This is a genomic window from Vibrio sp. 1402, assembly GCF_033340275.1.
Genome location: NZ_JAWOWE010000498.1, coordinates 1 through 579, shown reverse-complemented (window position 1 = coordinate 579; position 579 = coordinate 1). Strand labels below are relative to the sequence as shown.

General features: G+C 50.3%; 1 protein-coding gene. It reads left to right on the top strand.

The window, feature by feature from the left end; translation table 11 throughout:
- Window positions 1-579, top strand: a 579-nt coding sequence (gene rmuC, locus R7044_RS26900) for a DNA recombination protein RmuC (RefSeq protein WP_225456191.1), incomplete at both ends; no start/stop codon positions are given.

Here is a 579-nt window from a genome sequence, read left to right as displayed (position 1 = left end):
AAAGTTTAGAAGGGTTGTTGTCACCGTTAAAAGAGCAGTTAGAAGGTTTCAAAAAGCAAGTCAACGACAGCTTTAGCCAAGAAGCTAAAGAGCGTCATACGTTGGTGCATGAGCTGAAAAATCTGCAACGCCTCAATGAACAAATGACTCGAGAAGCCGTGAACCTGACCCAAGCGCTCAAAGGCGATAACAAACAGCAAGGTAACTGGGGTGAAGTGGTGTTGGCGCGCGTTTTAGCCGAATCGGGGCTGCGCGAAGGGCACGAGTACGAAACGCAAGTGAACCTACAGAGCGAAGCGGGTAAGCGTTACCAACCGGATGTGATTGTGCATTTGCCACAAAACAAGCAAGTGGTGGTCGATTCGAAAATGGCATTGGTGGCGTACGAGCGCTACTTTAATGCCGAAACGGATGCTGAACGCGACCGCGCGTTAAGTGCTCACCTCACCGCACTGCGTGCGCACATCAAAGGTTTGAGCATGAAGGATTACCACAAGCTCAAAGGCATCCAAAGTCTCGATTATGTGCTGATGTTTATTCCGGTAGAGCCGGCGTTCCAAGTGGCGATTCAAGCCGACC